Below are 21,754 nucleotides of genomic sequence, written 5' to 3' on the forward strand. Positions count from 1 at the left end.
GTCCGCCGCCGCGATTCGTCCACAGGAGCGGCGTGGGCGGGCGGAGTTCGGGCGGTTGTCCACAGGTCGGTCCCGGCCCGGTCGCCCGCGGGCGGCGTCCTGGACAATGGACGCATGGAGATTCTCTGGTTCCTGATCGCCCTGGGCCTGCTCTTCGGCGTCCTCGGCCCCTATCTGCTGCGCCGCCGCGGCGGCGGCATCCGGCAGGTCGCGCCCGGCACGCCCGACGCCGCCGACCCGGAGGCGTACGGCTTCGTCCGGCAGGAGGAGCTGGACGTGCGGCTCCCCGGGGCGGACCGGGATCTCCTCGACGTCCTCGACGTCGTGCAGGCCACCCAGGACTGGCGGGCCGCGGCCCAGCTCCTCGCCGGCACGGAGAAGGAGGGCGAGGTCCGCTGGCAGCGCGTCCAGGCCTTCGCCGGCGCGGCCTCCCTGGAGCTCGCGTCGAAGCCGGGCGTGGGCGGGGCCTGGCTGCGCGCCTGGCGCGCCGACGCCCCGAAGGACCCCGGCGCGGCCGCCGTGCACGCGGAGTTCCTGGTGCAGCAGGCGTGGCGCTCCTCGGCGGCCGGCACCGACGACTTCCGGATCATCCTGGAGGAGGCCCGGAAGGTCGCCGAGGAGGCGGCGCTCCTCGCTCCCGGCGACCCCGTCCCGTACATCACGCAGCTGGCGGTGGCGCGCGGCCTCGGCTATCCGCACGAGCAGTTCGACCAGGTGTGGGCGAAGGTCATCGACCGCGCGCCGCAGCACATGGGGGCGCACCTGGCGGCGCTGCACTACTGGTGCGAGAAGTGGCACGGCTCGCGCGAGGAGGCCGACCACTTCGCGACGACGGCCGCCGCCCGGGCGCCGCGCGGCTCGCTGCTCGCCGCGCTGCCGCTCTTCGCGGTCTTCGAGCACGTGCCGGACGTGGTGCTGGTGCAGGACTTCTACCGCACGGCGGTGGTGAGCCGGGCGATGGAGGGCGCGCTGTACGCGGTGCACTCGGCCCGCCCCGACGACCCGATGCTGGCGCACGTGCGGCACCTGCTCGTGTGGTTCCTGGTGCGCGGGGAGCGCTGGGCGGAGGCGATGCAGCAGCTGGTGCGGGTGGACGGCCACGTGGGCGCGCTGCCGTGGACCCTGAGCGGCGACCCGGCCGCCGACTACACCCTGCACCGGAACCTGGCGGTGGCGGGGTACGAGGCGAACGGCGGGAGCCCGGCGACGCTGCGGCACTGAACCGACGGGGCCCGGCGGGGGTCCCACGGGGCCCGCCGGCCCCCGCGCGGGGAACACCGGTCCGCGGGCCGGTGTTGTGCGGACTGCCGAACCGTGCCGAGGAGAGATGCAGCATGTTCCTGTCCCGCACCCCCGTCCTGCCCACTCCGGAGCAGGCCCTGCGCGGCCGTCCGGAGCCGGAGTTCTCCGTCCCCGAGCGCCACACGGTGCTCGGCACCCCGCTGCTCGGCCCGTACCCGGAGGGCCTGGAGGTCGCCGACTTCGGCCTCGGCTGTTTCTGGGGCGCCGAGCGGAAGTTCTGGCGGACCGAGGGCGTCTGGACGACGCTCGTCGGCTACCAGGGCGGCCACACGCCGAACCCGGTGTACGAGGAGGTCTGCTCGGGCCTCACCGGGCACGCCGAGGTCGTGCGGGTCGTCTTCGACCCGGCGCGGGTGTCGTACGAGTCCCTGCTGAAGGTCTTCTGGGAGGCGCACGACCCGACGCAGGGCTTCCGCCAGGGCAACGACGTGGGCACCCAGTACCGCTCCGCCGTCTACACCCACTCCCCCGCCCAGGCGGCAGCGGCCGAGGCGTCCCGGGCCGCCTACCAGCGGGTCCTGACGGCCGCAGGCCACGGGGAGATCACCACCGGGGTGCTCCCCGCCGCCGGCCGTCCCTTCTACCCGGCCGAGGGCTACCACCAGCAGTACCTGGACAAGAACCCGGCGGGCTACTGCGGCATCGGCGGCACGGGCGTCTCGTGCCCGGTCGGGGTGGCGCCGGCGGAGTAGGCGGCGCGCAGGGCCGCGGCCGTCGCGGCCGGCGCGTACCCCTCCGGGGTGCCGTCGACCAGCAGGACGTCGCCCGCCATGTGGCGGGTCCGCAGGGGCAGCAGGGCCTGGTACGGCTCGGAGTCGTACCAGGCCCTCGCCTCGTCGTAGGACGGGAAGGCGATGACGACGACGGCGCCCGGCCACTCCCCTTCGAGCACCTCGCGGCGGGGCGCCCCGTGCACGAGGAAGCGCCCGCCGAAGGGGTCCAGGGTGGCCTGGATCCCCTCCATGTAGTCGAGCACCTCGGGGTCGAGGACGGGCTTCGGGCTCAGGTTCGCCATCGCGTAAGCGGTCATGGGAACAGCGTGGCGGGGTGCGGCGGCGGGGTCGATTACCCCGGAGGTCATCCTCCGGCGGCGGGGCGGGCGCGGAGGGCGAGGCGGGCGGGGGCGGTCCGGTACGTCTCCAGCGCCTCGGCCAGGCGGCCGTCCCGGTGGAGGGCGGCCACCAGGCGTTCGCGGTCGGGGCGGCCGGCTTCGGCGAGGGCGGGGGAAAGGTGGCGCGCGGGCTGTGCACCGTGGACGGGACGTACGCGCTGGAGGTCTCGGCCACCGGCCACAAGACCCCGGGGCCCGCTGCACGGCTCGGTCGAGCCGCTGTGCGACAAGGCGTCCTGAGCGCGGCGGGCACGGGAAGGGCCCCCTCCGGAGCGGAGGGGGCCCTTGCCGTGGATCGGGGGGCGGATCAGGCCGCCGAGCCGGCCTTCCAGGCGGACCAGTCCATGTTCCAGCCGTTGAGGCCGTTGTCGGGGGCGATCGTCTTGTCCTTGGAGTTCTTGACGATCACGACGTCACCGATCATCGACTGGTCGTAGAACCAGGCGGCCATCTGATTGGGGTCGCCGGCGCCCTTGACGTCGGCGAGGCCCACGCAGCCGTGGCTGGTGTTGACGGAGCCGAAGATGGAGCGGGAGCCCCAGTAGTTGCCGTGGATGAAGGTGCCGGAGGTGGACAGGCGCATGGCGTGCGGCACGTCCTTGATGTCGTACTCGCCCTTGCCGTCGGAGTCGGTGAAGCCGACGGTGGCGCCGTTCATCCGGGTCTCCTTGAACTTCTCGGAGATCACCATCTCGCCGTTGTAGGTGGTGTTCTCCGGGGAGCCGGCGGAGATCGGGATGGTGCGCAGGACCTTGCCGTCGCGCACGACCGTCATCGTCTTCTTCTCGACGTCGACGGTGGAGACCTGGCTGCGGCCGACCTTGAAGGTGACGGTCTTCTGCTGGACGCCGAAGACGCCGTCGGCGCCCTCGACGCCGTCGAGGTCGAGCTTCAGGGTGACCGTCGAGCCGGCCTTCCAGTAGTCGTCCGGGCGGAAGTCGAGGCGGGTCGAGTTGAACCAGTGCCCGACGACCTCCTGGCCGGAGCTGGAGGAGACCTTGATGCCGCCCTGGACGGCCTTCTTGTCGGTGATCGCCTTGTTGAAGTTGATCGAGACCGGCATGCCCACGCCGACGGTCGAGCCGTCCTCGGGGGTGAAGTTGCCGATGAAGCTGTTCTCCTTCGACACGGTGGTGAAGGAGGAGTTCTCGTGCGCCTCCAGGCCCGCCGCGTCGACGGCGGTGGCGGCGATCTTGTAGACCGTGGCGCGCTCCAGCTGCCCGGCGGGCTTCCAGGAGAGGCCGTCGGCCGCTATCTCGCCCTTGACCTCGGTGCCCTCGGCGGAGGTCATGGTGACCTCGGTGAGCTTGCCCTCGGTGACGGCGACCTTGGCGTCGTTGTTGATGGAGGCGTTCTGCGCGCCGTTCTCCGGCGAGATGGTGATCTGCGCCTTGGAGGTCTTCTGCTCGGCGGCCTCGTCGACCTGGGCCTGTGAGGTGGCGGTGGGCGAACCGGCCGCGGCGCCGGCGTCGTCCCCGTCGTTGCAGGCCGAGAGCACGAGTACGCCGCTGAGCACCGTCGCGGCGGCGGCCAGGCTCCTGCGGTGCTTGCCGACCTTCATCACACGCTTCTCCATCGTCGCCGATTTCCTGTCAATCCATCAGAACACCCATGACACCCCGTCCGGTTCCGGAAGCGGGGGGTTTGTGGGGAACACCACTGATCGACACGCGCGGGGGCCCCTTGCGGTTCCCGGACCGCCGCGACCGGCGCGAAAAGGCCCCGGGACACCGTCCCGGGGCCCGTGGACAGGGGCTCGTCGCCCCTACGGCCGGGTGTCGTCCTCGTCGTGTTCCTCCGCCCCATCTTCCTCGTCGAGGTCCCACTCCATCGCATCGGGGTCGTACTCGACCTCCTCGCTGCTCCAGGCCGCCTGGACGAGCTCGACGCCCGGCAGGTCCCGGACCAGGTCGAAGGGCTCCACCAGGTAGGACAGCGCCTCGGAGGGGTCGCCCTGGACGGCGGTGCGGGCGTGCGCGCGCTCCTCCGCCGGCATGAACTCGTCGGAGTCGATCCGCTCCTCGGCCGCCGCGGTCAGCGCGTCCGCGCCGTCGATCTCCAGGACGATGTCGACGCGGAGCCGGACGTGACGGGTGGTGGTCTCGGCGCCGGTCTGGTTCTCGGGGGTGCTCATGGCTGGGAGCGTAGGCTCCGCCGGGCCCCGGCTTTCCCGCGACCCGCTGGGTTCACTAGCATCTGCGCACCGAGCGGGGGTTCCCGCGGGGCTTTCCGTGAGGGAGATCGAGATCCACGTGTCCGCCGCCCGTCGTCCGCTGCTCACCGCCGCTTCGGCGGGAGCCTTGTTGTGCGCCCTGTGGTTCGTGCCTTCGGCCCACGCCTCCGACGGGGGCGCGGCCGTGCGGGGCGGGGTGACACAACCCTCGGACCGGGACCAGGAGGGGCGGCTCGCGGAGACCGGGGGGCCGGACACGACCGCGTACGTGCTGGGCGGGACGGGGTTCCTCGGGGTGGGGGCGGGGTTCGTGGCGCTGGCGATGCGGCGGCACGGGCGCGCTTCCTGAGCCGGACGCACGCGCGGAGAAGGGCCGTTCCCCTCGGGGGGACGGCCCTTCCCTTCGTACGGGGGCGGGATCAGGCCAGCGGGCCGGTGACCGGCTCCACGGCGGCGACCAGGCGGCCCTCGCGGACGAAGGCGTCGGCGGCGGCCAGGTCGGGGGCGAGGAAGCGGTCGGGGCCGGGCCCCTCGACGCCGGCGGCGCGCAGGGCGTCGATGGCGGCCCGCGAGGCGGGGGCGGGGGTGAGGCCCTCGCGGAGCTCGATGCCGCGGGTGGCGGCGTACAGCTCGACGGCGATGATCCGGGCGAGGTTGCCGACGGCGGTGCGCAGCTTGCGGGCGGCGGACCAGCCCATGGAGACGTGGTCCTCCTGCATCGCCGAGGAGGGGATGGAGTCGGCGGAGGCCGGCACGGCGAGCCGCTTCATCTCGCTGACCAGGGCGGCCTGCGTGTACTGGGCGATCATGAGGCCCGAGTCGACGCCGGCGTCGTCGGCGAGGAAGGGCGGCAGGCCGTGGCTGCGGTTCTTGTCGAGGAGCCGGTCGGTGCGGCGCTCGGCGATGGAGCCGAGGTCGGCGGCGGCGATGGCGAGGAAGTCGAGGACGTACGCGACGGGGGCGCCGTGGAAGTTGCCGTTGGAGCGGACCTCGCCGTTGCCGAGGACGACCGGGTTGTCGACGGCGGCGGCGAGCTCGCGCTCGGCGACGAGGAGGGCGTGGGCCATCGTGTCGCGGCCGGCGCCGGCGACCTGGGGGGCGCAGCGGATCGAGTAGGCGTCCTGGACGCGGGGGGCCTCGCCGGCCTGGAAGTGGCCGGTGAGGCCGGAGCCCTTGAGGACGGCCAGCATGTTGGCGGCGGAGGCGGCCTGGCCCGGGTGGGGGCGGATGGCGTGCAGCTCGGGTTCGAGGACCTTCTCGGTGCCGAGGAGGGCTTCGAGGGAGAGCGCGGCGGTGACGTCGGCCGACTTGTAGAGGGTGTCGAGGTCGGCGAGGGCCATGATCAGCATGCCGAGCATGCCGTCGGTGCCGTTGAGGAGGGCGAGGCCCTCCTTCTCGCGGAGGACGACGGGCTCGATGCCGGCGGCGGCGAGCAGCTCGCCGGCGGGCCTCACCTCGCCGTCGGGGCCCTCGGCGTCGCCCTCGCCCATGAGCGCGAGGGCGCAGTGGGAGAGCGGGGCGAGGTCGCCGGAGCAGCCGAGGGAGCCGTACTCGTGGACGACCGGGGTGATGCCGGCGTTGAGGACGTCGGCCATGGTCCGCGCGACCTCGGGGCGGACGCCGGTGTGGCCGGAGGCGACGGTCTTGAGGCGCAGGAACATCAGGGCGCGGACGACCTCGCGCTCGACGCGCGGGCCCATGCCGGCGGCGTGCGAGCGGACGATGTTCCGCTGGAGCTGGGTGCGCAGCTCGTGGTCGATGTGCCGGGTGGCGAGGGCGCCGAACCCGGTGGAGACGCCGTAGACGGGCTCGGGCTTGGCGGCGAGCGCGTCGACGACGGCGCGGGCGGCGGCGAGCGCTTCCACGGCCTCGGCCGACAGCTCGACGCGGGCGCCGTGACGGGCGACGGCGATGACGTCCTGCGGGGTCGTGCCGGACGTGCCGAGAACGACTGTCTGCATATCCATATTCAGCACCCTACGGATTGAAGAGCGACCTGTCACTAGGCAATGTGTCACCGGCCCACGCCGGTGCGGACCCTTACCGACACCCGGCGCGTCCCTCACGGCCCGGCAGGCGGCTCCACCGGCGGGGCGTCGCGGAAGCGGCGGCGGTCGCGGGCGCCGGGCGGGGCGTCGGCGAGGCGGACGACGGTGCCGTCACGGCCGGCGACGACCGGCTTCGAGGAGCGGGCGGCCTTGGCCTGGTACTGGGCCGCGTCGGCGAGCCGGAAGAGGCGGCGGGCGGACTTCAGGGGGCCGATGGGGTCGCCGGTGGAGGCGACGCCGCAGGCGACGCCCTCGCCGAGCTCCAGCTCCGCCGCGCGGACGCACAGCTCCTCCGCCACCGCGACGACCTCGTCGGCGGTCGGGCCGACCGCGAGGAGGCAGAACTCGTCGCCGCCCAGGCGGGCGGCGAGGGCACCGGGGAGACGGGCGCCGCAGCGGGAGAGGACGGAGCCGAAGCGTTCGAGGAGGCGGTCGCCGACGGCGTGGCCGTGGGTGTCGTTGACCCGCTTGAGGCCGTTCAGGTCGCAGACGACCAGGCTGACGACGGAGCCGTCCGCGCGGTAGCGCTCGATGGCCTCGTCGAGGTGGGCGTCGACCGCGCGGCGGTTGGCGAGGCCGGTGAGCGGGTCGGTGAAGGCGAGCTTGCGGACCTCCTCCAGGCGCTCGGCCTGGGCGATGCCGGCCGCGGCGACGGCGGCGAGGACGTTGGCGAAGTCGGCGTCGGCCCTGGTGAAAGGTTTCTCCCCGCGCGCCCGGGCCACGTACAGCTCGCCCCACGCGCGTCCGTGCAGCACGATCGGCGCGACCACGCAGCAGCAGCGGCCGCGCCGCCGCAGCCCCTGCACACGGCCGGTGACGACGGGGGCGTCGGCGGTCTCGACCCAGGCGTGCGGCCTGCCGCCGGCCGCCCACCGCTCGTGCAGGAACTCGGTGATCTCGGGGAACTGGTGGACCGGATACGTCTCCGCGTCCGGGAACTCCTCCTCGTCCGCGGCCCGGTCCCCGGCGTTCACCAGCACCCGCAGCCGCCCGTGGTCCCGCTCCCAGACGGACAGCGCGCCGAAGCCCGCGTCCAGTCCCGCGCACGCCCCGAGCGCCGCGGCCCGCCAGAACTCGCGCGGGGTGTGCGCCGCCGCCATCCCCTGCGCCAGCGCCACCACGGCCCGCAGCCGCACGTCCTCTCCCATTCCTCCAGCTTAGGGAGGTTTGATCCGTTTTCCCTTCCGAGACGTCACGGAAAGTCACATTTCATAGAAAACGGGACCAAACAGTCAGAAGACGGCCACAAAGGAACGGGGCCGTCCGGTCACTCGCCGGGCCACTGCGGCTTCCGCTTCTCGTTGAAGGCCGCGACGCCCTCCGCACGGTCGCCGGAGAAGGCCACCGAGCGCCAGGCGCCGTCCTCGACCTCCAGGCCGGCCCGCAGGTCCAGGCCCTGGCCCAGCCGCATCGCCTTCTTCGCGGCGCGCAGCCCGACCGGCGAGTTCGCGGCGATCCGCCCGGCGAGCTCCAGGGCGGCCGTCCTGGCGTCCTGGGCGAGCACGTCCACCAGGCCCAGCTCCGCCGCCTCCGCGGCCTCCACCCGGCGGGCCGTGAAGACCAGCTCGGCGGCGCGCGCGGCGCCCACCCGGCGCGGCAGCAGCTGCGTGCCGCCGCCGCCCGGGATGACGCCGACGGAGACCTCGGGGAGGCCGACGACCGCGGTCGCGTCGGCGACGATCAGGTCGCAGGCGAGCGCCAGCTCGTAGCCGCCGCCGAGGGCGAAGCCGTGCACGGCCGCGACGGTCGGCATGGGCAGCTCCAGGACGCCGGTGTAGGCCGCGCGGGCGGTGGGCCGCTGGCGGACCAGCTCGGCGTCGGTGAAGGAGTTGCGCTCCTTGAGGTCGGCGCCGACGCAGAAGGCGCGGTCGTTCGACGAGGTCAGGACGGTGACGCGGACGTCCCGGTCGGCGGCGAGCGCGTCGCAGGCGGCCGCGAGGGAGCGCGCCATCTCGGAGGAGACCGCGTTCATGGCCTTGGGCCGGTCGAGGACCAGCTCCGCCACGTGCCCCTCCGTGCGGACCAGCACGAACTCACCAAAGCGCTGCTCGGACATACTCCAGACCCTCCCGGTTAACGACGGTTCACATGGTTCACCGGGAGGTGATCCTAGGTGGGGCGGCGGCTCAGGAGCCAGGGCTCCACGACGCCGAGGCCGCGGACGGAGCGCTGCCACATGGGCTGGAGCGCGAAGCGGTACGCGCGCGGGATCCGGCCCTCCTTCTCGGCGCGGGCGGCGTCCTCGGCCGCCTCGGCCTCCGAGACGGGCACCTCGCCGGTCCTGGTCAGCTCCTCGGCGAAGGCGCTGTCCACCAGGACGGCGTCCTTCGGGGCTATCGAGGTGAGCCGGGAGGCCAGGTTCACGGTGGTGCCGAAGACGTCGCCCATCCGGGTCGTGACGGTGCCGAAGGCGATGCCGACCCGCAGCGCCGGCATGGTCTCGTCCTGGCTGAGGGTCTCGATGAGGCGGAGCGCGATCTCGGCGGCGATGCCGGCGTCGTCCGCCGCGTACAGCACCTCGTCGCCGAGGGTCTTGATCAGCCGGCCGCCGTGCGCGGCGACCAGGTCGGCGCAGGTGGTCTCGAACGCCTCGACGAGCTCGCCGAGCTCCTCCTCCTCCAGGCGGCGGGTGAGCCGGGTGAAGCCGACGAGGTCGGCGAAGCCGACGGCGAGCCGGCGGTCGACCATCTCCTCGTCGTCGGCGGCCTGCACGACCCGGCCGGTGGCGGCGGCGAGCTGGCGCCGCCACACGTAGATCAGGAACTCCTCCAGCTCCGGCAGGAGCAGCTCGACCAGCGGGTACGTGACCTCGGTGCGGGTCATGCCGGGCTCGGGCGGCTCGGTCAGGCCCTCCAGGAAGGAATCGATCTGCCATTCGGCCAGTCGGGCGGTGGTCTGCCCGGTGGAGCGGGCCACCTGCACCGCCATCGGCTCGCTGAGCAGCCCGGCCTCGACGAGGCCGGCGAGCCGTCGCAGGGCGAGCACGTCGGCCTCGGTGAGCGCCTTGGCCTGCCCGATGTCGGCGAAGCCCATGGCCCGCCAGAAGCGGGAGGCCAGCTCCATGGAGACGCCCGCGGTGCGGGCGGCCTGGAAGGGGGTGTAGCGGCGGTCGGCGCCGAGGATGAGCTGTTCGAGCCGGATCGCGAGCGGGTCGTCGGTCGGCTCAACCGTGTGGTCGACGGCGTGGTGGGGGGTGGGGTACGCCGAGGGCTCGGCGGCCTCGCCGGTGCCGGGGGCCGCGGCGGCGGCCCTGCCCGTACCGGAGGGGGCTCCCGTGCCGCCGGAAGCGGCCCCGTCCCCGCCGGAGGAGGCGGCGGGGCCCGTGCCGGAGGCGGCCCCGGAGCGGCCGGTGCCCTCGTCGGGCGTCCCGGACGGCTCGGGCGGCCCGGGGCGGTCGTCGCCCGCGTCCGCGTCGTCGACGGTCACCGGCCGCCTCCTGCCCGTTCCCTGCCGCTGCTCACTGTCCTGCCGATCTGTTCGCCTGGATCGCGCTCCACGATACGACAGGTGTGGGCTGGCTCACGCCGGAACGGTTCGGGGTGGTTCAGCCCGCCGCGCGCAGGTGGACGATGTCGCCGGCGCCGACCGCCTCCGTGCCGCCGCCCTCGGTGGCGACGACCAGGCGTCCGTCGCCGTCCAGGTCGGCCGCCTCGCCCTCCAGCGCCCGCTCGCCCGGCAGCTCGGCGCGGATCCGGCGGCCGAGGGTGGAGCAGTGCTCCCGGTAGGCCGCCCGGAGGCCGGAGGCGTCGGGGTCGCCGCCGGCCCGCGTCCACGCCCCGTACCGGTCGGCGAGGGAGCGCAGGACGGCCCGCAGCAGGGTATCGCGGTCGGTGGAGACCGCGCCCGCGAGGAGGAGGGAGCCGGCCGTGGGGACGGGCAGTTCGTCGGCGCGCAGGGAGACGTTGACGCCGAGGCCGACGACGACGCCGTCCTCGCCGGCCCGCTCGGCGAGGATGCCGCCGGCCTTGCGCTCCTCGCCGTCGACGGTGACGAGGAGGTCGTTGGGCCACTTGAGGGAGACGCCGGCGCCCGCGGCCCTGGCCAGGCCGGTGGCGGCGGCCACGCCGGTGAGGAGCGGCAGCCAGCCGAGCCGGTGCGCGGGCACGTCGGGCTTGAGCAGGACGGAGAGGAAGAGGCCGGAGCGGGCCGGGGCGTTCCAGGTGCGGTCGAGCCGGCCCCGTCCGGAGGTCTGCTCCTCGGCGACGAGCACGGCGCCCTCGGGGAGTTCGGCGGCGCGCGCGGCCAGGTCGGAGTTGGTGGACCCGGTGCTCGCGACCACGTCGAGGGAGCTCCACAGCCCGTCCGGGAGGAGCAGGGCCTGGCGCAGGACGCGGGCGTTCAGCGGGGGTCGTTCGAGGTCGGTCCAGGGACCGCCGGAGGCGTGGGAGGACGTCATGCAAGCCAGACTAGGTGTGGCAAAGACCGCAGTGCCGAACCGTATCGCCGTCGATACCCTACGGATCAGTAGGCCTTCAGTAGCCCATTCGCAGTCAACGAACCCCCCGTGACCAGGCAGGGAGCCGCATCCCGATGTCCGAGCCGGCAGAGCAGTACAAGATCGACATTCACACGACCGCGGGCAAGATCGCGGACCTCAGGCGCCGCATCGACGAGGCCACGCACGCCGGTTCGGAGCGGGCGGTGGAGAAGCAGCACGCGAAGGGGAAGCTGACCGCGCGCGAGCGGATCGCGCTGCTCCTCGACGAGGGCTCCTTCGTGGAGCTGGACGAGCTGGCCCGGCACCGGTCGACCAACTTCGGCCTGGAGAAGAACCGGCCGTACGGCGACGGCGTCGTCACCGGCTACGGCACGGTGGACGGCCGTCCGGTGGCCGTGTTCTCGCAGGACTTCACGGTCTTCGGCGGGGCGCTCGGCGAGACGTACGGCCAGAAGATCATCAAGGTGATGGACTTCGCGCTGAAGACCGGCTGCCCGGTCGTCGGCATCAACGACTCCGGCGGCGCCCGCATCCAGGAGGGCGTGAGCGCGCTCGGGATGTACGGCGAGATCTTCCGCCGCAACACCCACGCCTCCGGCGTGATCCCGCAGATCTCGCTGGTCGTGGGCCCGTGCGCGGGCGGTGCGGTGTACTCCCCCGCGATCACCGACTTCACGGTGATGGTGGACCGGACCTCGCACATGTTCATCACCGGGCCGGACGTCATCAAGACGGTGACCGGCGAGGACGTGGGCTTCGAGGAGCTGGGCGGCGCCCGGACGCACAACGCGACGTCGGGCGTGGCGCACCACATGGCCGGGGACGAGAAGGACGCCGTCGAGTACGTGAAGCAGCTGCTCTCGTACCTGCCGTCGAACAACCTCTCGGAGCCGCCGGCCTTCCCGGAGACCGCGGACACCGGGGTGTCGGGCGAGGACCTGGAACTCGACGCGCTGATCCCGGACTCGGCGAACCAGCCGTACGACATGCACAAGGTCATCGAGCACGTCGTGGACGACGGCGAGTTCCTGGAGACGCAGGCGCTGTTCGCGCCGAACATCCTCACCGGCTTCGGCCGGGTGGAGGGCTTCCCGGTCGGCATCGTCGCGAACCAGCCGATGCAGTTCGCGGGCTGCCTGGACATCGACGCGTCGGAGAAGGCCGCGCGGTTCGTGCGGACCTGCGACGCCTTCAACGTCCCGGTGCTCACCTTCGTGGACGTGCCGGGCTTCCTGCCGGGCGTGGACCAGGAGTACGGCGGCATCATCCGGCGCGGCGCGAAGCTGATCTACGCGTACGCCGAGGCGACCGTCCCGCTGATCACGGTCATCACCCGCAAGGCGTTCGGCGGCGCGTACGACGTCATGGGCTCCAAGCACCTGGGCGCCGACCTGAACCTGGCGTGGCCGACGGCGCAGATCGCCGTCATGGGCGCGCAGGGCGCCGTCAACATCCTGCACCGCCGCACGATCGCGGAGGCGGAGGCGAACGGCGAGGACGTCGAGGCGGTGCGGGCGCGGCTGATCCAGGAGTACGAGGACACCCTGCTCAACCCGTACATCGCGGCCGAGCGCGGGTACATCGACGGGGTGGTCCTCCCGTCCGAGACCCGCTCGCAGATCGTGAAGGGCCTGCGCCAGCTGCGGACGAAGCGGGAATCCCTGCCTCCGAAGAAGCATGGCAACATCCCGCTCTAGCCCGGGGAGGAACAGCACCATGATCAAGGTCGTACGAGGCAATCCGACGCCCGAGGAGCTGGCCGCCGCGCTGGCGGTGGTCCAGGCCCGCGCCGCGGCCGTGGCCGCGGCCGCGCAGGGCGGCGGCCCGGCGGTGCCCGAGGGCTGGTCCGATCCGTCGCGCATCGCCCGCTCGGTCCGGCCCCGGCCGGGCCCGCGGGCCTGGGCGCGGTCCTACTGGCCGGTCTGAACCCCGTGACGTGAGCGAAGGCCGGACCCCGTGTGCGGGGGGTCCGGCCTTCGTCGTGCGCACTCAGCGCCGCCGCAGGAAGAGCGCGGAGGCGAGGGCGGCCGCCGCCACGAGGGCCGCGTTGACGGCGACGGCCCGCGCGATGCCGCCGGGGAGGGCGGCGGCGGTGACGACGACCGCGCTCATGACCGGGGTGCCGAGGGTGATGCCGATCTGCTGGGTCATGGTGGCGATGCCGGTGGCCATGCCCTGCTCGCTGTCGGGGAGACCCGAGGTGGCGGTGACCATGAAGCCGACGATGGCGAGCATGTTGCCGACGCCGCCGGCGAAGGTGGCGGCGAGCAGCAGCCCGTACGTGCTCCGCTCGTCGCCGATGCCGAGGAGGGCGAGGGTGGCGGCGGCCTGGAGGGCGCCGCCGGCGACGAGGGCGGTCCGGGGCGAGAAGCGGCCGAGGAAGCGGGGGGCGAGCAGGCCGCCGAGGACGGTGCCGGCGCCGAGGACGCCGAAGGAGAGGCCGGCGGCGAGCGGGGAGAAGCCGAGCACGTCCTGGAGGTGCAGGGTCATCAGGAAGACCAGCGAGGTCTCGGTGGCGAAGGCGGCGAGGCCGGCGAGGTTGCCCCAGACGACGGTGCGGCGGCGCAGGATCCGCAGCGGGACGAGGGGCGCGGCGGAGCGCCGCTCGACGAGGAGGAAGGCGGTGAGCAGGGCGGCTGCCGCGGCGAGGGGGCCGAGCGTGGCGGGGGCGGTCCAGCCGTGCTCGCCGGCGGCGGTGAGGCCGAGGACGAGGGCGAGCAGGCCGCCGGTGACGGTGACGGCGCCGGGCACGTCGAGCCGGGGCCGGACGGCGGGACGGCTCTCCTTCAGGACGGCGGGGGCGACGAGGAGGACGGCGAGCGCGACCGGCACGTTGATGAGGAAGGCCCAGCGCCAGGAGAGCAGGTCGGTGAGGACGCCGCCGAGGACGGCTCCGGTGGTGAAGCCCGCGGACATCAGGGCGCCGTTGAGGCCGAGGGCCTTGTCGCGGAGCGGGCCCTCGGGGAAGGCGGAGGTGAGCAGGGAGAGCCCGGCGGGGGTGACGGCGGCGGTGGCGAGGCCCTGGGCGACGCGGGCGGCCATGAGGAGTTCGGGGGTGGTGGCGAGGCCGCCGGCGAGGGAGGCGGCGCCGAGGACGGCCATGCCGGCGAGGAAGACGCGGCGGCGGCCGAGGAGGTCGGCGAGGCGGCCGAAGAGGAGGGTGAAGCCGGCGGCGGCGAGGGCGAAGGCGGTGGCGATCCACTGGAGTCCGCCGAGGGAGAAGCCGAGTCCTTCGCCGATGACGGGGAGGGCGACGTTCAGGATCGAGAAGTCGACGGCCAGCATGAACTGGGAGACGAGGAGGACGACGAGGACGAGCCGGGCGCGGCCGTCCATGCGGGTGCCGGGGCGGCCGGGGGCCGCGGAGGCGGGGGGAGCATCGAGCGCAACCATGACAGGACCCCTTAATGGGAAGCCGGTTCCGTTAAGATGAGGGAGACCGTAGCAGACTGCGGCGCCTTAACGGAACAGGAGACCCATTTGAGCGAGAGCCCGTCGGCCGTGCCCGGCACCCAGCGCCCCGGAGGCCGTACCGCCAAGGTCCGCCGGGCGGTCCTCGACGCCACCCAGGAGACCCTCGCCGCGGGCGGCTTCCCCGCCCTGAACATGGACCAGGTCGCCGCCGCCGCGGGCGTCGGCAAGACCACCGTCTACCGCCGCTGGGGCTCCCCCGTCGGCCTGGTCGCCGACCTCCTGCGGGACATGGCCGAACAGTCCCTGCCGGCCGCCGACACCGGCACCCTCGCGGGCGACCTGCGGGCCAACGCCGCCCTCGTGCGGGAGACCCTCACCGACCCCCGGATGGGCGCCGTCTTCCGGGCCGTCATCGCCGCCGCCGCCTTCGACGAGGAGTGCGCCCGGGCCCTGGGCGGCTTCTACCGCACCCGGCTCGCCGAGTGGGCGGTCGTCGCGGAGCGGGCGGCGGCCCGGGGCGAACTGCCCGCCGGCACCGACCCGCTGGAGCTGCTGCGGGCCGTCTCGGCGCCGCTCTACTACCGGGCCGTCGTCAGCCAGGAGGAGCCGACCCCCGCCGACGCCGAGCGGGCCGCCGCGGCCGCCCTCGCCGCCGCCCGGGCGGGCGCGTACGCCCCCTGAGCGGCGGCGACGCGGTTGAGCGGGTCCGCCCCGTGGCGCTTGAGTATCCGTACTCAGGCGCCACGGGCGTCCCCCGGCGCACCATCGGAGGCATGCTGTGGTCGGACCCGGAGAACAAGACGCCCAAGTTCCTGCGCGAGGCGCAGGAGCGCCTGCGCAGAACGGGCGTACTGCTGGCGCTGGCCATGGTCGTCCTGATGCTCGTGGCGGGCGGTCGCTGAGTACGCTGCCCCCATGACTGCTGATCACCAGGGCGCCGCGCCGCGCCGCCTCGTCCTCGCCTCCGCCTCGCCCGCCCGGCTCGGTCTGCTCCGGCAGGCCGGTCTCGCGCCGGAGGTGATCGTCAGCGGGGTGGACGAGGACAAGGTCCACGCGCCGACCCCGGCGGAGCTCGCACTGGCGCTCGCCGAGGCCAAGGCGGCGCACGTCGCGGCCCGGCCGGAGGTGAGCGGCGCGCTGGTGATCGGCTGCGACTCGGTGCTCGAACTCGACGGGAAGGCGCTGGGCAAGCCGGCCGACGCCGCCGAGGCGACGGCCCGCTGGCACGCCATGCGGGGCCGGGTCGGCGTCCTCCAGACCGGCCACTGCGTGTACGACACGGAGGCCAAGCGGTACGAGTCGGCGACGGCGGCCACGGTCGTGCGGTTCGGCGAGCCGACGGACGCGGAGATCGCGGCGTACGTCGCGAGCGGCGAACCGCTGCACGTGGCGGGCGCGTTCACGCTGGACGGCCGGTCGGCGCCGTTCATCGAGGGCATCGACGGCGACCCGGGGAACGTGATCGGCCTGTCGCTGCCGCTGCTGCGCCGGCTGCTCGCGAAGCTGGACGTGGGCATCACCGACCTCTGGGCCTGAGGGGCCCGGGGCTCCTGAGCCCGCGTCAGGCTCCGGCGGGCTCCGGGGTCTCGGCGGGCTTCGCCGCCGCCGGGGCCGCGGGCTCCTTGCCGTACGCCACCAGGGTGAGCACGACGAGTCCGACGACGGTCATCAGGGCGGCGAAGGCGGTCCAGCCGACCAGGCCGACCGCGACGGCCCCGAGGAGGCCGTGGACGACCGCGCAGCCGATGAGCAGTCCCCGGCCGAGACGGCCGGGGCGGCGGTCGCGGACGCCCGCGAGGAGGGCGACGAGGGAGCAGAGCGCGAGGGCGAGGCCGGAGGCGATGCCGAGGGCCCAGGTGCCGGTGACCATGTGGTCGGGATCGAGGCCGTCGAGCGACATGGACTGGATCTCCACGAACCGGGCCATGACCGCGTTGAGTCCGACGACGGCGGGCGCCTCCACGAGGAGGACGGCGGCCGTGACGAGTGCGATCGGTCTGCGGGCCACCTCGGCCACCCCCTGGATTCACCTGTTACCTGCAGTACGGTCGACAGCGCGAAGGCTACTGGCCGGTAAACCCCTGGACAAGAGTTCGGACCGAACGGGCGGAGGGGGTCGGTCCGGCAAAGAATCATGGAGTCGTTCGTAGGGACCCGACAAAGAAACCCGAACGGCGACTGGCCCCACGAACAGAGACCTGCGCCACACCTCGGAGCTACTGTGCCGTAAAGGAACCCTGCGTACCGTGGTGCGACAAGGGATTTCACGACCCGAGCGAGCCTCGAAGCACACTCCGTGTGGGCAAGCTCACCCGTGGGGGCAGGTCGAGGCGCCGTGTCGGCAGTCCCTAAACTCAGCTTGTTTCAAGGAGGGAGCCATCGTGCGCAAGGTGCTCATCGCCAACCGTGGCGAAATCGCTGTTCGTGTCGCCCGTGCCTGCCGGGATGCCGGGATCGCCAGCGTAGCCGTCTACGCGGAGCCGGACCGGGACGCTCTGCACGTCCGTGCGGCCGACGAGGCGTTCGCCCTGGGCGGTGACACCCCGGCGACCAGCTACCTGGACATGGGCAAGGTCCTGCAGGCCGCGAAGGACTCGGGGGCGGACGCGATCCACCCCGGTTACGGCTTCCTCTCGGAGAACGCGGAGTTCGCCCAGGCCGTGATCGACGCCGGTCTGACGTGGATCGGCCCGCCGCCGCAGGCCATCCGCGACCTCGGTGACAAGGTCGCGGCCCGGCACATCGCCCAGCGCGCCGGTGCCCCGCTGGTGGCGGGCACCCCGGACCCGGTCTCGGGTGCGGACGAGGTCGTCGCCTTCGCCGAGGAGCACGGTCTGCCGATCGCGATCAAGGCGGCGTTCGGCGGCGGCGGGCGTGGCCTGAAGGTCGCCCGCACCCTCGAAGAGGTCCCGGAGCTGTACGACTCCGCCGTCCGCGAGGCCGTCGCCGCGTTCGGGCGGGGCGAGTGCTTCGTCGAGCGGTACCTGGACAAGCCGCGTCACGTGGAGACGCAGTGCCTGGCCGACCAGCACGGCAACGTGGTGGTGGTCTCGACGCGTGACTGCTCGCTCCAGCGCCGGCACCAGAAGCTCGTCGAGGAGGCCCCGGCGCCGTTCCTGACGGAGGAGCAGAACGCGCAGCTGTACGCGGCGTCGAAGGCGATCCTGAAGGAGGCCGGCTATGTCGGCGCCGGCACGGTCGAGTTCCTGGTCGGCATGGACGGCACGATCTCCTTCCTGGAGGTGAACACGCGTCTGCAGGTGGAGCACCCGGTGACCGAGGAGGTCACGGGCATCGACCTGGTCCGGGAGATGTTCCGGATCGCGGACGGTGAGGAGCTCGGGTACGGCGACCCGGCCATGCGCGGTCACTCCTTCGAGTTCCGTATCAACGGCGAGGACCCGGGCCGCAACTTCCTCCCGGCCCCGGGCACGGTCACCCTCTTCCAGCCGCCGTCCGGTCCGGGTGTCCGCCTGGACGCGGGTGTGGAGTCCGGCAGCGTGATCGGCCCGGCGTGGGACTCGCTGCTCGCGAAGCTGATCGTGACGGGTGCGACGCGTGAGCAGGCGCTCCAGCGTGCCGCGCGTGCGCTGGCCGAGTTCAGGGTCGAGGGCATGGCGACGGCCATCCCGTTCCACCAGGCGGTCGTGGTCGACCCGGCGTTCACCGCGGACCCGTTCCGGGTCCACACCCGGTGGATCGAGACGGAGTTCGTCAACGAGATCAAGCCGTTCGCCCCGGCCGGCGCGGAGGCGGAGGACGACGAGGCGGGCCGCGAGACGATCGTGGTCGAGGTCGGCGGGAAGCGCCTGGAGGTGTCCCTGCCGTCGAGCCTGGGCATGACCCTGGCCCGCACGGGTCTGGCCGCCGGCGCGAAGCCGAAGCGCCGGGCGGCGAAGAAGTCAGGCCCGACCGCGTCGGGCGACACCCTGGCCTCGCCGATGCAGGGCACGATCGTGAAGGTCGCGGTCGAGGAGGGCCAGGAGGTCCAGGAGGGCGACCTGATCGTCGTCCTGGAAGCCATGAAGATGGAACAGCCCCTCAACGCCCACAAGTCCGGCACCGTCACCGGTCTCAACGCCGAGGTCGGCGCGTCGGTCACCTCCGGCGCCGGCATCTGCGACATCAAGGCCTGACCACGGACCGGTGACGGTCCGGCAGTCCGGCAGGAGGGCCCGCGGGCAGCCGCCTGGGGGCCCTTCGCCGTACCTGCGGGAAGGCACGGGCGAGGGGGCGGGGCGGCGGCGCACCGCGTACGAGCGCGTGGGGGCGCGTCCGGAGTCGTACGGGTGAGGGGCGCGGGGCCGTACGGGGACGGCTCAGGCGCGTAACGGGTGCGGGGCGGTGCGGAGGCGGGTCACGGGCTCAGCGGCGGCGCAGGTCCGCGACGCGGGCCGTGCGCTCCATCGGGTCGGCGCCCATGCCGGGGGCGGGGCCGCGGTACTGGCCCGTGGGGATCCGGCCGCCGCGCTGGACGGGCAGCGGCACGTCGCGGCGCCGGACGCCCGGCGGCAGCTGCTCGCCGGCGGGGGCGCCGCCCTGGCCGGTGCCGGCCACGGCGATCTGCACGCCCTGGTCGGCGAGGGCCTGGAGCTCGGAGGCGGCCCGCTCGTCGTGGGCGGGCGGCTCGTCGGTGACCAGGCGGGTGATCACGTCCGTCGGCACCGTCTGGAACATGGTGTCGGTGCCGAGCTTGGTGTGGTCGGCGAGGACCACGACCTCGGCCGCCGCCTGCACCAGCGCCCGGTCCACGCTCGCGGAGAGCATGTTGGACGTGGAGAGGCCGCGCTCGGCGGTGAGCCCGCTGCCCGAGAGGAACGCGCGGGAGACCCGCAGCCCCTGGAGCGACTGCTCGGCCCCGCTGCCCACCAGGGCGTAGTTGGAGCCGCGCAGGGTGCCGCCCGTCATGACGACCTCGACGCGGTTGGCGTGCGCGAGGGCCTGGGCGACGAGCAGCGAGTTGGTGACCACGGTGAGGCCGGGCACCCGGGCGAGCCGGCGGGCCAGCTCCTGGGTGGTGGTCCCGGCTCCGACGACGATGGCCTCGCCCTCTTCGACGAGGCTCGCGGCCACGTCGGCGATGGCCGTCTTCTCGGCGGTCGCGAGATGGGATTTCTGCGGGAAGCCGGATTCTCGCGTGAATCCGCCCGGCAACACCGCACCGCCGTGCCGGCGGTCGAGGAGTCCTTCTGCCTCCAGCGCCCGTACGTCACGACGCACGGTCACTTCGGAGGTCTGGACGACGCGGGCGAGCTCGCGGAGCGACACGGCCCCATTGGCTCGCACCATTTCGAGGATCAACTGGCGACGTTCTGCAGCGAACACGAAACTGACAGTAACGTGCACCGCCTTCGGTTTTCAGCACTATGCGCCGGATTGCGGAAGATGCACACGGGCGGGGTCCCCAAGTGGTATGGAGAACCCCGCCCTTGATCCGTGCCGGGCCTGGACTATGCCCCGTCTTGCCGGGGCTTGTCCGAGTCGGTGAACCGTTCCCGCAGGCGGGGGCGGTGATGACCGCCCCCGGCGCCGCCGGGTGACGGTCCGTCAGCCCTCGTCCGCGGTCTTTCGGGTGTGCAACTGCCGTGCCACTTCCGCGATCGAGCCCGACAGGGAGGGGTACACGGTGAAAGCATTTGCGATCTGTTCGACCGTCAGATTGTTGTCGACCGCGATCGAGATCGGGTGGATCAGCTCGCTCGCCCGGGGGGCGACGACGCAGCCGCCGACCACGATGCCGGTGCCGGGACGGCAGAAGATCTTCACGAAGCCGTCGCGGATGCCCTGCATCTTGGCGCGGGGGTTGCGCAGCAGCGGAAGCTTGACGACCTTGGCGTCGATCTTGCCCGCGTCCACGTCGGCCTGGGTGTAGCCGACGGTGGCGATCTCGGGGTCGGTGAAGACGTTCGAGGAGACCGTCTTCAGGTTGAGCGGGGCCACCGCGTCGCCGAGGAAGTGGTACATCGCGATCCGGCCCTGCATGGCGGCGACCGAGGCGAGCGCGAAGACGCCCGTGACGTCGCCGGCCGCGTACACGCCGGGGGCGGAGGTGCGGGAGACCCTGTCGGTCCAGATGTGGCCGGACTCCTTGAGCCTGACCCCGGCCTCCTCCAGGCCCATCCCGGCGCTGTTCGGGATGGCGCCGACGGCCATCAGGCAGTGGGTGCCGGAGATGACCCGGCCGTCCGACAGGGTGACCTCGACCCGGTCGCCGACCCGCTTGGCGGACTCGGCGCGGGAGCGGGCCATGACGTTCATGCCGCGGCGGCGGAAGACGTCCTCCAGGACGGCGGCGGCGTCCGGGTCCTCGCCGGGCAGGACGCGGTCGCGGGAGGAGACGAGCGTGACGCGGGAGCCGAGCGCCTGGTAGGCGCCGGCGAACTCCGCGCCGGTCACGCCGGAGCCGACCACGATGAGCTCCTCCGGGAGCTCCTTGAGGTCGTAGACCTGCGTCCAGTTCAGGATCCGCTCGCCGTCCGGCTTGGCGTCGGGGAGCTCGCGGGGGTGGCCGCCGGTCGCGATCAGCACGGCGTCGGCGGTCAGCGTCTCCTCGGTGCCGTCGGCCGCGGTGACGACCACCTGGCGGGAGCCGTCCACGGCCTGGCGGCCGGAGAGCCGGCCCCGGCCGCGCAGCACGCGGGCGCCGGCCCGGGTGACGGAGGCGGTGATGTCGTGCGACTGGGCGAGCGCGAGGCGCTTCACCCGTCGGTTGACCTTGCCGAGGTCCACGCCGACGACGCGGGCGGCCTGCTCCACGTGCGGGGTGTCGTCCGCCACGATGATGCCCAGCTCCTCGTAGGAGGAGTCGAAGGTGGTCATCACCTCGGCGGTGGCGATCAGGGTCTTGGAGGGGACGCAGTCGGTCAGGACGGACGCGCCGCCGAGGCCGTCGCAGTCCACGACGGTCACCTCCGCGCCGAGTTGGGCGCCCACCAGGGCCGCCTCGTATCCGCCGGGTCCGCCGCCGATGATCACGATCCGGGTCACTGGGATCTACGCCTCGCGCTCTCGTTCTGCCGGGGGTGTGCGGCCCCCGCTGGGTTGCGGTGCGTACGCCATTGTCCCGCACGCCTCAAGTGCGTACCCCATTGTCCCGCACGCGGCGCACTCCCTCGCGCCGGGGCCGGGAACACCCGGGGAAAGTTCCGGGAGAGCCGGAGGGGGAAGGGGGCGCCGGGGCCCCGGAGGCCGGGTCCGCGAGGCCCGGGAGCCGGGTCCCCGCGCCCCCGGCCCCCCCTGCGGCCGGGGGCGCGGGGGTCCCCCGTACG

General features: G+C 73.5%; 22 protein-coding genes. 9 read left to right on the forward strand and 13 right to left on the reverse strand.

The genetic code is table 11. From position 1 onward, the window contains the following. Positions 1–114: 114 nt before the first annotated feature. Together IE326_RS07450 and msrA are read left to right on the forward strand one after the other, a co-directional pair. Positions 115–1,221 (forward strand): hypothetical protein, encoded by a 1,107-nt coding sequence (locus IE326_RS07450; RefSeq protein WP_150231115.1) that lies wholly within the window; start codon positions 115–117, stop codon positions 1,219–1,221. Positions 1,222–1,334: 113 nt separating this feature from the next. Further along, on the forward strand, positions 1,335–1,994 hold the full coding sequence (gene msrA / locus IE326_RS07455) for a peptide-methionine (S)-S-oxide reductase MsrA (RefSeq protein WP_150231113.1): 660 nt from the start codon (positions 1,335–1,337) through the stop codon (positions 1,992–1,994). On the opposite strand, the gene IE326_RS07460 is transcribed toward msrA, so the two are convergent. The 4 genes from IE326_RS07460 to IE326_RS07475 all read right to left on the reverse strand — a co-directional run bounded on the left by IE326_RS07460 (position 1,934) and on the right by IE326_RS07475 (position 4,547). Further along, complete coding sequence (locus IE326_RS07460) at positions 1,934–2,332, reverse strand: DUF1330 domain-containing protein (RefSeq protein WP_150231111.1); 399 nt, start codon at positions 2,330–2,332, stop codon at positions 1,934–1,936. The two genes, msrA and IE326_RS07460, sit on opposite strands and share 61 nt — an antisense overlap. Before the next feature lie 47 nt (positions 2,333–2,379). After that, a complete protein-coding gene (locus tag IE326_RS07465; protein ID WP_190041120.1) occupies positions 2,380–2,595 on the reverse strand; it encodes a hypothetical protein in 216 nt (71 codons plus the stop codon). Positions 2,596–2,720: 125 nt separating this feature from the next. Beyond that, complete coding sequence (locus tag IE326_RS07470; RefSeq protein WP_190041121.1) at positions 2,721–3,989, reverse strand: L,D-transpeptidase; 1,269 nt, start codon at positions 3,987–3,989, stop codon at positions 2,721–2,723. 189 nt (positions 3,990–4,178) lie between these two features. Further along, positions 4,179–4,547, reverse strand: a complete 369-nt coding sequence (locus IE326_RS07475; RefSeq protein ID WP_150231105.1) for a hypothetical protein — start codon at positions 4,545–4,547, stop codon at positions 4,179–4,181. A gap of 118 nt (positions 4,548–4,665) precedes the next feature. Here IE326_RS07475 and IE326_RS07480 point away from each other — a divergent pair, with 118 nt between their 5' ends. After that, positions 4,666–4,935, forward strand: a complete 270-nt coding sequence (locus IE326_RS07480) for a hypothetical protein (protein WP_150233058.1) — start codon at positions 4,666–4,668, stop codon at positions 4,933–4,935. A gap of 70 nt (positions 4,936–5,005) precedes the next feature. On the opposite strand, the gene hutH is transcribed toward IE326_RS07480, so the two are convergent. The 5 genes from hutH to IE326_RS07505 all read right to left on the reverse strand — a co-directional run bounded on the left by hutH (position 5,006) and on the right by IE326_RS07505 (position 11,030). Continuing rightward, positions 5,006–6,547 carry a histidine ammonia-lyase gene (gene hutH / locus IE326_RS07485; protein ID WP_150233056.1) on the reverse strand — a complete coding sequence of 514 codons (1,542 nt, stop codon included), beginning with the start codon at positions 6,545–6,547 and terminating at the stop codon, positions 5,006–5,008. A 101-nt stretch (positions 6,548–6,648) separates the two neighbouring features. Next, positions 6,649–7,782 carry a GGDEF domain-containing protein gene (locus tag IE326_RS07490; protein WP_150231103.1) on the reverse strand — a complete coding sequence of 378 codons (1,134 nt, stop codon included), beginning with the start codon at positions 7,780–7,782 and terminating at the stop codon, positions 6,649–6,651. 119 nt (positions 7,783–7,901) lie between these two features. After that, positions 7,902–8,690, reverse strand: a complete 789-nt coding sequence (locus IE326_RS07495; protein WP_150231101.1) for an enoyl-CoA hydratase/isomerase family protein — start codon at positions 8,688–8,690, stop codon at positions 7,902–7,904. A 53-nt stretch (positions 8,691–8,743) separates the two neighbouring features. Continuing rightward, complete coding sequence (locus tag IE326_RS07500; RefSeq protein WP_150231099.1) at positions 8,744–10,060, reverse strand: adenylate/guanylate cyclase domain-containing protein; 1,317 nt, start codon at positions 10,058–10,060, stop codon at positions 8,744–8,746. A gap of 118 nt (positions 10,061–10,178) precedes the next feature. Then, positions 10,179–11,030, reverse strand: coding sequence for a biotin--[acetyl-CoA-carboxylase] ligase (locus tag IE326_RS07505; protein WP_190041122.1), 852 nt, complete (start codon positions 11,028–11,030; stop codon positions 10,179–10,181). Between the two features lie 134 nt (positions 11,031–11,164). Here IE326_RS07505 and IE326_RS07510 point away from each other — a divergent pair, with 134 nt between their 5' ends. Together IE326_RS07510 and IE326_RS07515 are read left to right on the forward strand one after the other, a co-directional pair. Then, entirely contained in the window at positions 11,165–12,769 is a 1,605-nt protein-coding gene (locus IE326_RS07510) for an acyl-CoA carboxylase subunit beta (protein WP_190041123.1), read from the forward strand. A 19-nt stretch (positions 12,770–12,788) separates the two neighbouring features. After that, entirely contained in the window at positions 12,789–12,998 is a 210-nt protein-coding gene (locus tag IE326_RS07515; RefSeq protein ID WP_190041124.1) for an acyl-CoA carboxylase epsilon subunit, read from the forward strand. Positions 12,999–13,061: 63 nt separating this feature from the next. Here the strand turns inward: IE326_RS07515 and IE326_RS07520 are convergent, their stop codons facing one another. After that, positions 13,062–14,465 carry an MFS transporter gene (locus tag IE326_RS07520; protein ID WP_150231091.1) on the reverse strand — a complete coding sequence of 468 codons (1,404 nt, stop codon included), beginning with the start codon at positions 14,463–14,465 and terminating at the stop codon, positions 13,062–13,064. 36 nt (positions 14,466–14,501) lie between these two features. On the opposite strand from IE326_RS07520, the gene IE326_RS07525 reads away from it, so the two are divergent. The 3 genes from IE326_RS07525 to IE326_RS07530 all read left to right on the forward strand — a co-directional run bounded on the left by IE326_RS07525 (position 14,502) and on the right by IE326_RS07530 (position 16,022). Further along, positions 14,502–15,167, forward strand: a complete 666-nt coding sequence (locus IE326_RS07525) for a TetR/AcrR family transcriptional regulator (protein ID WP_150231089.1) — start codon at positions 14,502–14,504, stop codon at positions 15,165–15,167. A 92-nt stretch (positions 15,168–15,259) separates the two neighbouring features. Beyond that, entirely contained in the window at positions 15,260–15,388 is a 129-nt protein-coding gene (gene mmpB, locus IE326_RS41420) for a morphogenic membrane protein MmpB (protein WP_267882343.1), read from the forward strand. Between the two features lie 13 nt (positions 15,389–15,401). Next, on the forward strand, positions 15,402–16,022 hold the full coding sequence (locus tag IE326_RS07530; RefSeq protein ID WP_030760031.1) for a Maf family protein: 621 nt from the start codon (positions 15,402–15,404) through the stop codon (positions 16,020–16,022). Positions 16,023–16,047: 25 nt separating this feature from the next. Here the strand turns inward: IE326_RS07530 and IE326_RS07535 are convergent, their stop codons facing one another. Then, the gene (locus tag IE326_RS07535; protein ID WP_229915236.1) at positions 16,048–16,494 is read right to left on the reverse strand and encodes a hypothetical protein; all 447 of its coding nucleotides are present in this window, start codon (positions 16,492–16,494) and stop codon (positions 16,048–16,050) included. Between the two features lie 373 nt (positions 16,495–16,867). On the opposite strand from IE326_RS07535, the gene IE326_RS07540 reads away from it, so the two are divergent. Beyond that, on the forward strand, positions 16,868–18,622 hold the full coding sequence (locus IE326_RS07540) for an acetyl/propionyl/methylcrotonyl-CoA carboxylase subunit alpha (protein WP_190041125.1): 1,755 nt from the start codon (positions 16,868–16,870) through the stop codon (positions 18,620–18,622). Between the two features lie 229 nt (positions 18,623–18,851). Here IE326_RS07540 and IE326_RS07545 read toward each other — a convergent pair whose 3' ends face one another. Then, complete coding sequence (locus IE326_RS07545) at positions 18,852–19,811, reverse strand: DeoR/GlpR family DNA-binding transcription regulator (RefSeq protein ID WP_150231082.1); 960 nt, start codon at positions 19,809–19,811, stop codon at positions 18,852–18,854. A gap of 222 nt (positions 19,812–20,033) precedes the next feature. Then, positions 20,034–21,473: an NAD(P)H-quinone dehydrogenase gene (locus tag IE326_RS07550; protein ID WP_150231080.1), complete on the reverse strand. Its 1,440-nt coding sequence runs from the start codon at positions 21,471–21,473 to the stop codon at positions 20,034–20,036. Between the last annotated feature and the right edge of the window lie 281 nt (positions 21,474–21,754).

The sequence above is a fragment of the Streptomyces filamentosus genome (assembly GCF_014654895.1).
Taxonomy (GTDB): domain Bacteria; phylum Actinomycetota; class Actinomycetes; order Streptomycetales; family Streptomycetaceae; genus Streptomyces; species Streptomyces filamentosus.

Bases quoted from the DNA above. Each gene is read 5' to 3' on its own strand.
- IE326_RS07450 (WP_150231115.1), top strand. From the start codon at position 115: ATGGAGATTCTCTGGTTCCTGATCGCCCTGGGCCTGCTCTTCGGCGTC.
- msrA (WP_150231113.1), top strand. From the start codon at position 1,335: ATGTTCCTGTCCCGCACCCCCGTCCTGCCCACTCCGGAGCAGGCCCTG.
- IE326_RS07460 (WP_150231111.1), bottom strand. From the start codon at position 2,332: ATGACCGCTTACGCGATGGCGAACCTGAGCCCGAAGCCCGTCCTCGAC.
- IE326_RS07470 (WP_190041121.1), bottom strand. From the start codon at position 3,989: ATGGAGAAGCGTGTGATGAAGGTCGGCAAGCACCGCAGGAGCCTGGCC.
- IE326_RS07475 (WP_150231105.1), bottom strand. From the start codon at position 4,547: ATGAGCACCCCCGAGAACCAGACCGGCGCCGAGACCACCACCCGTCAC.
- hutH (WP_150233056.1), bottom strand. From the start codon at position 6,547: ATGCAGACAGTCGTTCTCGGCACGTCCGGCACGACCCCGCAGGACGTC.
- IE326_RS07490 (WP_150231103.1), bottom strand. From the start codon at position 7,782: ATGGGAGAGGACGTGCGGCTGCGGGCCGTGGTGGCGCTGGCGCAGGGG.
- IE326_RS07495 (WP_150231101.1), bottom strand. From the start codon at position 8,690: ATGTCCGAGCAGCGCTTTGGTGAGTTCGTGCTGGTCCGCACGGAGGGG.
- IE326_RS07505 (WP_190041122.1), bottom strand. From the start codon at position 11,030: ATGACGTCCTCCCACGCCTCCGGCGGTCCCTGGACCGACCTCGAACGA.
- IE326_RS07510 (WP_190041123.1), top strand. From the start codon at position 11,165: ATGTCCGAGCCGGCAGAGCAGTACAAGATCGACATTCACACGACCGCG.
- IE326_RS07515 (WP_190041124.1), top strand. From the start codon at position 12,789: ATGATCAAGGTCGTACGAGGCAATCCGACGCCCGAGGAGCTGGCCGCC.
- IE326_RS07520 (WP_150231091.1), bottom strand. From the start codon at position 14,465: ATGGTTGCGCTCGATGCTCCCCCCGCCTCCGCGGCCCCCGGCCGCCCC.
- IE326_RS07525 (WP_150231089.1), top strand. From the start codon at position 14,502: ATGAGGGAGACCGTAGCAGACTGCGGCGCCTTAACGGAACAGGAGACC.
- mmpB (WP_267882343.1), top strand. From the start codon at position 15,260: ATGCTGTGGTCGGACCCGGAGAACAAGACGCCCAAGTTCCTGCGCGAG.
- IE326_RS07530 (WP_030760031.1), top strand. From the start codon at position 15,402: ATGACTGCTGATCACCAGGGCGCCGCGCCGCGCCGCCTCGTCCTCGCC.